Below are 7,894 nucleotides of genomic sequence, written 5' to 3'. Positions count from 1 at the left end.
CGGCCAGGCCGTCCATCAGCAATGTGCTCTTCCGGAAAGTGTTTCCGGATGCGCTCCCACTGCTCGTCCGTCAGCCGAATCATCTGCCCTTTATAGCCGATCGACTCGGCACCGCAATTTTGAGATAGGTTCTAGTGTGGCTTTGGTTCAGAAGTCCGCATGACGAACTCGCAGCAGCAATGATGCGGACTTCTGGACCGCCACACTAGCCCGTGATGAGGTTCGGGCGAAAGCATCTTGATCGTAGGACGCGGGCCTGCGTCAAGTGGCGGCAGACAAAACGTGGATCTTTTCAGGCCGCCGTGGCCGGTTGCTCGGCCTTGACGAAGGCAAGTGAAAACTGCGCGCCGCCGAGCGGCCTGTTCCGGACCTCGATGGCCGCCCCGTGCAGTTCGGCGATGCGCTGCACGATGGAAAGCCCGAGCCCGGTACTTCCCTGCTGGTTGCGATCGCGCCGCCAGAAGCGTTGAAAAATCAGCTCGCGTTCCTCGTCCGAAATTCCCGGACCGCGATCCTGCACCGTCACCGTGCCATTCTCCTCGACGACGAATTCGACTACCGTGTCCTTGGGAGCGTGCCGGATGGCGTTTTCGGCGAGGTTGCGGATCGCGCGCTTGATCATCTCGGCATTGCCCCTGATCCACACCGGCACGCTGGTACCCAGCAACGCGATCTCCCTTCCCTGCTCGAGCGCGAGCGGCGCGATGAACTCGGCGACCTCCGCGCAGGCGGCCTGCAGGTCCGCCACTTCGCAAGGATCGATCGTAAATGCCTCGAGTTCGGCAATGTCGAGCAGTTGACCGACCACCCGGCTCATCGCCTCGATGTCCGAATGCAGGGCTCTTGCGACGCGCGGGTCGTCGAGCGTTTCGACGCGGGTGCGCAGGATGCTCAGCGGCGTGCGCAGCTCGTGGGCCGCATCCGCGGTGAATTCGCGCTGCAGCCGAAAACCCTGGTCCAGCCGGTCGAGCGCCTTGTTGATCGCCGAAACCAACGGCCGCACCTCGCTCGGAATCGCGTCGACCGGCAGGCGGATATCGGTCCGGGCGGGACCGATATCCTGGGCGGTTTCCGAGGCTTGCCGGAGCGGCAGAAGCGCGCGACGGAAGATCGCGATATCGGTGACCAGAAGCACGAGAAGGATCGGCAGCGTGATCCAGCCCACGTGTTTGAAGAAATCCTCGACGATGTCGTCGATCAACACGTCGCGGTTGGCGAGGTCTTCGGCCGCCTGCACCCACACCGTCCTGCCGCCGATGATCCGGCGTATGCTCGCGCCGGAAATGGCCGCGCCGCCTTTGCGGGTTTGCAGGTATTGAACGTCGGCGGCGTGGGGATCGGCGGCAAAAACCGGCGTTTGGTCGTCCAGCGAGGAAAACAGGGTTTTGCCGTGATCGTCCACCACGGCATAGGAATATCGGCCGTAAGGCTGCGAGTAGAGGCCCTGAAGGCTTGGCGGAAGCTCGAGCGCGAGGCTGCGGTCGGGCCGCAGGACAAGATGCTGGGCGACGGATGCCGCCTGCTCCTCCATCGCCTCATTGTGGATGTTGTTGGTTGCGATGTTGAGAAGCCAGGAGAGTGCCAGCGACATCAGGATCGACGCGATCGCCACGGCGATCACGTGCAGGATCACGATCCTTGAAATGATCGACTTAAACCGGATCACGCTTTTCCTCGGCGATGAGGTATCCGACCCCGCGAATGGTATGGATCTGAACCTTGGCGCCCCTGTCGGCAAGCTGCTTGCGCAGGCGATGGACATAGACTTCGACGGCGTTGGAGGCGACCTCTCCGGAGATCCCGAAGATATGGTCCTCGACCTGCTTCTTCGAGACCACGCGCCCCTTGCTGCGCATCAGAAGTTCGAGCACGGCCGTTTCGCGCGACGACAGAACCTGAGGCTGATCGTCGATCGATGCCTGGCGGCTGCGCAAGTCGAACTCGAGATTGGCGATATGAAGCGAGCTTCCGAGCTGCTGGCCCGGCCTGCGCAGCAACGCTTCCAGCCTCGCGACCAGCTCTTCGAGCGCGAACGGCTTGACCATGTAGTCATCGGCGCCGCTGCGCAGTCCGCTGACGCGGTCCGAAACTCCGCCGCGTGCGGTGAGCACGAGCACCGGCGTCGAGTCCTTGCGATGCCTGAGCTCCCTCAAGATCGACAACCCCTCGCCATCAGGCAAGCCGAGATCGAGGATCACGGCCGCGTACGACGTCGTCATCACGGCGGCGCGGGCTTCTGCCGCCGTGCCCAGGAGGTCGGTTTCATAGCCGGCCGTCCTCAAGCCCTTGGCGAGCAGCTCGGAAAGCACGGCGTTGTCTTCAATAACCAGCAATCGCATCGCCAGCCAACCAGCCATGATGGTTCGGATGTCCTAACCACCATTGAGGCCTTTTGATGCGATCGACAAGCTCCCGCAAGGATCGGAAGTTAACGAGAAGGTTCCTGTAAGCCTGCTGTAAGGCGGCAAGTTACCGAGCTGGTTAAGCCGCGGCTCCGCGAACCGGGCTCGCTGCAGCTGCACTTGCTCCCGCGGCACGATCAGAGGTTTTGGAGGGCGCGAGAGCATAGGCGCCGTCGCCGAGGAGGAACTGGACGATGCTGGCGACGATCAGGAAGGCGGGGTATTCCCAGCCGCCGTTTGGCGCGGTGAAAACCCACCCGTTCCAGGCGTGCACCCAGATGATGGCGCCGAACAGTGCCGGCGACAGCGCCACCACGACCCAGCGAGTCTTCACGCCCAGCACCAGCAGCACCCCGCCGACAGCCTCGGCAGCAAAGGTGACATAGGCAAGCCAGCCCGGCAGGCCGACGCTGACAAAGAAACCGGCGGTGCCGGCAAGCCCGAAGGTTGCAAGCTTCAGGACCACGCTATGGGAGAGGTACATGATGCCAAGCGTGACGCGAAGCAGGAAGGTGGCGAATTCGGTCCGTTGAGGCTGGGTCATGGTCGTTTCCAATTTAGATGCAAGTGCATTTACTTTAATGCAATTGCATCTAACTTGTCAAGCTCGTTGCATGAGTTCGCCATTGCCTGCCGTAACGTTCGGTGTCCGGCGGCATCAAGCCGGTCAATCTATTTCGCCAGATGCTTGCGCAAGACTTCCGTCAGTTTCCCGGGGTCGGTCTGCGGCGGCAGAAAGCCGAGATACTCGCCATCGCGTCCCATCAGATAGATGATGCCGGTGTGGTCGATCGAATACTCCCCTTGTTGCCCGCCCGGCACTTTCCGGTAATAGGCCTTGTAGGAATTGGCGACCTTCCGAATCGCCTCAGGCGAACCGGCCAGGCCGACAAGGCTCGGATGAAAGGCTGCGACGTAGTCCTTGAGTAGCGGCGTGTCGCGCTCGGGATCAACCGTGATGAAAACCGGTTGAACGCCTTCGGCCGCAGCGCCCAGCGCGTTGAGTGCTTCGGTGATTGCTATCAAATCGGTCGGACACACGTCGGGGCAAAAGGTGTATCCGAAATAGACGATCATCAGCTTGCCGCGAAATTCGCTGTCGCTGCGTTTCTGTCCGTTCTGGTCGGTCAGCGTGAACGGCCCGCCGACCGTTCCGCGGCCGTACATCAGATCTTCCATCATTTCCGCGGCGGACTGCTGCTCGTCGGCCGCGGAAGCCATATCGCAGCAGAGCAACGACACGACCAGGAAAAGCGCGCGAGCGATCGCGGCGTGGATTTGCCATTCACTACCCGCCGCCATCGCCTCGTGCTGCCGATCAGATGCCAAAGGTGATGCGGGTGCCGGTGGTCGTGGTCAGCACCTTGCCCGGCATCTGGCGCTGCGCTTCCTGGGTGAAATTGAGCCCGCTGCAATGCATCGGGATAATCACATCCGGATTGAGCTTGCTGATCTCGGCGACGACCTGCGTCAGGTAATCGGCCGGCGCGGGTCCGAGATGGAAACCGCCCACGATGGCGTGCACCTTCTCGACGCCCGAGACTTCCATCGCCTGCCGCACCGAGTTGACGATACCGACATGGCCGCAGGAGCTGATGACGATGAGGCCCTTGTCCTTCAGGTTGAAGCAGGTCGCATGCTCGTGGATGTGCTCGTCGGGCACGATCTTGCCTTCCATCTCGGCCGGCAGGTAGTGGCTCCAGTTGCAGCCGGCGCCATCCTTGAGTTTGAACTCGACAAGCGTGTTCGGCAGCACCTTCTCGATGCTGTTGCGCTTGATCTTGCCGGTGGTGAATGCCGCCTCGCCGATCACGACCGGCGTTTCGCACAGCATCACCTTGACATCGCGCTTGGCGAGATCGCGGCGGTCGAGCATGCCATAGTCCGCCAAATCGCCACCCTGCCCCCGCACGTAACGCTGGCAGAAATTGTCTTCGCCGCCGGCATACAGGGTCAATTCGGCCGGCAATACCTTGCGGTGCCTGTCGAGGAATCCGATCAGGCCGCCCAAATGGTCCCAATGGCCGTGGCTCATGATCAGCGCCTCGACCTTCGAGGGATCGACTTTCAACAGCTCCATGTTGCCGTTGATGGCCGCAGGCGTCCAACCGTAATCGAGCAGGAAGCTGCGCTTGGCATCACCGCGCTGCGGCTCCAGCAATAACGAAAGGCCCCATTCGCTGTGCAGCGGGAGCAGCGAGTTGGCGGAGCGGCCGGGCTCGGTCTTCACGCCGCTTACTTCAGCCGGCTTGAAGAAAATATCGCTGGCGCTGTCGACGAGGACGCGCACGCTGAGCTTGTCGATGACAGGCACCTGAATTGGACCTGCCTTGGCGAGCTCGATGCAGGAAAATTCACCGGCCGCCGCGGCGGCAAAACCCGCCGACATCTTCAGGGCATCGCGACGATTGAAATCGGGCATGGCAATATTCCTAAATCAGACCTGGATTTGCAAACGAGAGCCGCTTCCAAACTGGACCTGGCAGAGGCTTTGCGTGCTGGGGCGAAAATACAGGACCGATTTGCCGACGTGTCAACCTAAATGAGGACACGAGAGCGTGCAGCCCGTAACTGAACAGGGCCCTGAATCCGAATACATATGCTATTCGTGTTTGTGGCCGGCAGCGAATTCACGCGGCTCGCTTTCAGGTAGAGGGAAGTTTCGGAGGCTTGGGTGGGCGATACTGCTTCACAAGAGATCCCGTCGGGGCGCGATTCACTTTCCAATCCAATTCCGGAGCGAGGGACGGTCGTCGAGGTTTTTCTAGTCTTCCTCAAGCTAGGGGTGAGTTCCTTCGGCGGACCGATTGCGCATCTCGGATATTACCGCAACGAACTCGTCGTCCGGCGCAAATGGCTGGATGAGACGACCTATGCGGACCTGGTCGCGCTCTGCCAGTTTCTGCCGGGACCAGCTTCAAGCCAGGCTGGTTTTTCCCTTGGCGTTCTGCGCGGCAACGGGCTGTTGGGCGGCCTTGCCGCCTGGTTCGCCTTCACCATGCCGTCGGCCGTGATCATGTTCGCCTTTGCCATGGGTGCGGCCTCGTTCACCGGACCGGTGGCAGAAGGCTTCCTGCATGGGCTAAAACTCGTCGCGGTCGCGGTCGTCGCGCAAGCCATCTGGGGCATGGCGTGCAGCCTGACACCCGATCGGCCGCGCGCCGCCATTGCGCTGGCCGCGGTCGCGGTCGTGGTGACATTCGCCGGCTCCATTGCGCAAATTGCCGCCATCGCACTCGGTGCTTGCGCCGGGCTCTGGCTTTGTCGCGGAGAGGCCCCGCCTGTCTCGGGTCACCTGAATTTTCCGGTCACAAGGCTCAGCGGCGGGATTGCTCTTCTTTTGTTCGCGGCCCTGCTCCTGCTTACTCCGGTGCTAGCGGCTGCGAGCGGATCGCATACGATCGCGATGTTCGATGCCTTTTACCGTTCCGGTGCGCTCGTCTTTGGCGGCGGTCACGTGGTGCTGCCGCTGCTGCAGGCGCAGGTCGTGAGCCCCGGATGGGTGAGCAACGAGACGTTTCTGGCCGGATATGGTCTGGCCCAGGCCGTGCCGGGGCCGCTCTTCACCTTCGCCGCGTATCTCGGCGCCGTGATGAACTCGCCGCCGAATGGCCTTGCGGGCGCTGCGATTGCGCTCGTCGCCTTGCTGCTTCCGGGCATGCTGCTGGTCTACGGCATGCTGCCGTTCTGGGATGCGATGCGCGCGCGCCCCGCTGCGCAAGCCGCCTTGCGCGGCACCAATGCCGCCGTGGTCGGCATTCTCGGTGCGGCGCTCTACAGCCCGGTCTGGACCAGTGCGGTGATGAGCGGCCGCGATTTTGCGCTGGCGCTTGCAGGCTTCCTGCTGCTCACCGTCTGGAAGTTGCCGTCATGGGTCGTTGTGGTGCTGCTGGCGGCCGCCGGCACGCTGTCGCCATTCGTTTGAGTCTGAAGCGGTTTGCTTGAATGCGCGCGATCGCTCGCGCGCTTCAGCACGGCTTCATCGGCACCAAAGTAAATCCGGTGCTTGACGGCTTCGTTTTTCCGGGACAATGGACTTTTCATGAGAATTTATGGCGCCAAACTGCGCGCTCGGCCAGCGTTGTGGCTGATGGTGATGGCGGCTTGCGCGCCTGCCGTTGCCTCGCCCGCTGCGCGTGCGCAGGCGAATTATCCGAACCGGCCAGTTCGAATCGTCGTTCCATTCGCAGCCGGCGGCGTCGCCGATACGACCGCGCGCATCATTGCGGAGAAACTTTCCGAGTCCCTTTCTCAGCGTTTTTTTGTCGAGAACCAGCCCGGCGCCGGCGGCATTGCGGCGGCGCGCAGCGTGATGTCGGCGGCGCCCGACGGCCATACGCTGATCATGGTGACCAACGGAACCGCGATCAGCGTCTCAGTGTTTAAGCGCCTGCCATTCGACCCCTTGAAGGATTTCGCACCGGTTTCGAGCCTCGGATTTTTCGATTTCATCTTCTGCACATCCGCTTCATCCGGTTTCACCACGCTCGGCGACTTCATCGCCGCGGCCAAGGCCAAGCCCGGCGCGTTGAATGTCGGCACCATCAATGTCGGCAGCACGCAGAACCTGTCGGCCGAACTGTTCAAGACTGCAGCCAATATCGATTTCACCATTGTCCCCTATCGCGGCACGCCGGAGGTCGAGGTATCGCTCCTGCAGGGCAATATCGCGCTGATGATCGACAGCTATTCGGCGATCAAGGGCAACATCGCCGAAGGCAAGTTCCGCGCGCTTGCCTCAAGTGGTCCGGTGCGCTCGGAAAGTATGCCTGATCTCGCAACCGTGCAGGAAAGCGGGGTCAATAATTATGACGTCGTCTCCTGGAACGCGCTGTTCGCGCCGGCGCGCACCGAGCCGGAAATCGTGAAAACGCTCAACGCCGCATTGCAGGATATACTCGCCGACGCCGAACTAAAGAAGCGGCTGCTCACGCTCGGCATCGAGGCCAAGGCGAGCACGCCCGAGGAGATCGCAAGCCGGCTCAAATCCGACATCGACAAATGGCAGAGCGTGATCGAGAAGGCGAAAATTCCGAAACAGTGAGCTTGCGAGACCTGCGGCGTATATCGGGGACTGTCCGCTTTCGAGCGCGCATGAAGACATCCGCTTGGAGATCAGGGATGTCGCTTTTTGACGCCGTCAACGCGCGGGACCCGCGCCCCTAAAAAAATGCCATCGTGCGGATTTCGATGCTTTCGCGCGGCCGCGCATGCGGCGGGGTGGTGGGATCCTCGAACGCGGTGTGCGCGGTCCAGCGCGCGCGGCCGTCCTTCATCGAATCGAACACCTTGAATACATAGGCCTCCTCGCGCCGCATGCGCGGGAACCAGTACCACTTGTGTTTCGGATCGTACTTGATCGCATAAGTCTGGCCGATGCGTCCGGGCGCGCGCCGCTCTGACACAATCATATCCGGTGGCGACAGCGTTTGCGCATCCGCCATGGCGAGCGGATAAGTCTCCACAGGATGGTGGATCGGCCGCCAAACCTG

At 61.8% G+C, this 7,894-nt stretch carries 8 protein-coding genes; 2 read left to right on the top strand and 6 right to left on the bottom strand.

Features of this window, described 5'->3' with window-relative positions:
- Positions 1-292: 292 nt before the first annotated feature.
- The 5 genes from VNX23_RS24890 to VNX23_RS24870 all read right to left on the bottom strand — a co-directional run bounded on the left by VNX23_RS24890 (position 293) and on the right by VNX23_RS24870 (position 4,824).
- On the bottom strand, positions 293-1,666 hold the full coding sequence (locus tag VNX23_RS24890) for a sensor histidine kinase (RefSeq protein ID WP_325634220.1): 1,374 nt from the start codon (positions 1,664-1,666) through the stop codon (positions 293-295).
- Entirely contained in the window at positions 1,653-2,339 is a 687-nt protein-coding gene (locus VNX23_RS24885) for a response regulator transcription factor (protein ID WP_325634222.1), read from the bottom strand. Before VNX23_RS24885 ends, VNX23_RS24890 begins: the two co-directional genes overlap by 14 nt.
- A 142-nt stretch (positions 2,340-2,481) precedes the next feature.
- On the bottom strand, positions 2,482-2,946 hold the full coding sequence (locus tag VNX23_RS24880; protein WP_325634219.1) for a DoxX family protein: 465 nt from the start codon (positions 2,944-2,946) through the stop codon (positions 2,482-2,484).
- A 128-nt stretch (positions 2,947-3,074) separates the two neighbouring features.
- Complete coding sequence (locus tag VNX23_RS24875) at positions 3,075-3,704, bottom strand: SCO family protein (protein WP_325634218.1); 630 nt, start codon at positions 3,702-3,704, stop codon at positions 3,075-3,077.
- A gap of 16 nt (positions 3,705-3,720) precedes the next feature.
- A complete protein-coding gene (locus VNX23_RS24870; protein WP_325634217.1) occupies positions 3,721-4,824 on the bottom strand; it encodes an MBL fold metallo-hydrolase in 1,104 nt (367 codons plus the stop codon).
- A 276-nt stretch (positions 4,825-5,100) separates the two neighbouring features.
- On the opposite strand from VNX23_RS24870, the gene chrA reads away from it, so the two are divergent.
- Together chrA and VNX23_RS24860 are read left to right on the top strand one after the other, a co-directional pair.
- Positions 5,101-6,327 (top strand): chromate efflux transporter, encoded by a 1,227-nt coding sequence (gene chrA / locus VNX23_RS24865; protein ID WP_325634221.1) that lies wholly within the window; start codon positions 5,101-5,103, stop codon positions 6,325-6,327.
- A gap of 117 nt (positions 6,328-6,444) precedes the next feature.
- On the top strand, positions 6,445-7,446 hold the full coding sequence (locus tag VNX23_RS24860; RefSeq protein WP_325634216.1) for a tripartite tricarboxylate transporter substrate binding protein: 1,002 nt from the start codon (positions 6,445-6,447) through the stop codon (positions 7,444-7,446).
- A 118-nt stretch (positions 7,447-7,564) separates the two neighbouring features.
- Here the strand turns inward: VNX23_RS24860 and VNX23_RS24855 are convergent.
- The coding region (locus VNX23_RS24855; RefSeq protein ID WP_325634215.1) for a CmcJ/NvfI family oxidoreductase at positions 7,565-7,894 on the bottom strand (330 nt) is incomplete at its 5' end.

The sequence above is a fragment of the Bradyrhizobium sp. genome (assembly GCF_035570375.1).
GTDB lineage: Bacteria > Pseudomonadota > Alphaproteobacteria > Rhizobiales > Xanthobacteraceae > Bradyrhizobium.
Note: the sequence above shows the minus strand (reverse complement) of the source record. Positions and strands in the feature narration are given on the sequence as shown.

Excerpts from the sequence above, each read along its gene's own strand:
- VNX23_RS24875 (WP_325634218.1), bottom strand. The coding sequence starts at position 3,704 with ATGGCGGCGGGTAGTGAATGGCAAATCCACGCCGCGATCGCTCGCGCG.
- VNX23_RS24885 (WP_325634222.1), bottom strand. The coding sequence starts at position 2,339 with ATGCGATTGCTGGTTATTGAAGACAACGCCGTGCTTTCCGAGCTGCTC.
- VNX23_RS24880 (WP_325634219.1), bottom strand. The coding sequence starts at position 2,946 with ATGACCCAGCCTCAACGGACCGAATTCGCCACCTTCCTGCTTCGCGTC.
- VNX23_RS24870 (WP_325634217.1), bottom strand. The coding sequence starts at position 4,824 with ATGCCCGATTTCAATCGTCGCGATGCCCTGAAGATGTCGGCGGGTTTT.
- VNX23_RS24860 (WP_325634216.1), top strand. The coding sequence starts at position 6,445 with ATGAGAATTTATGGCGCCAAACTGCGCGCTCGGCCAGCGTTGTGGCTG.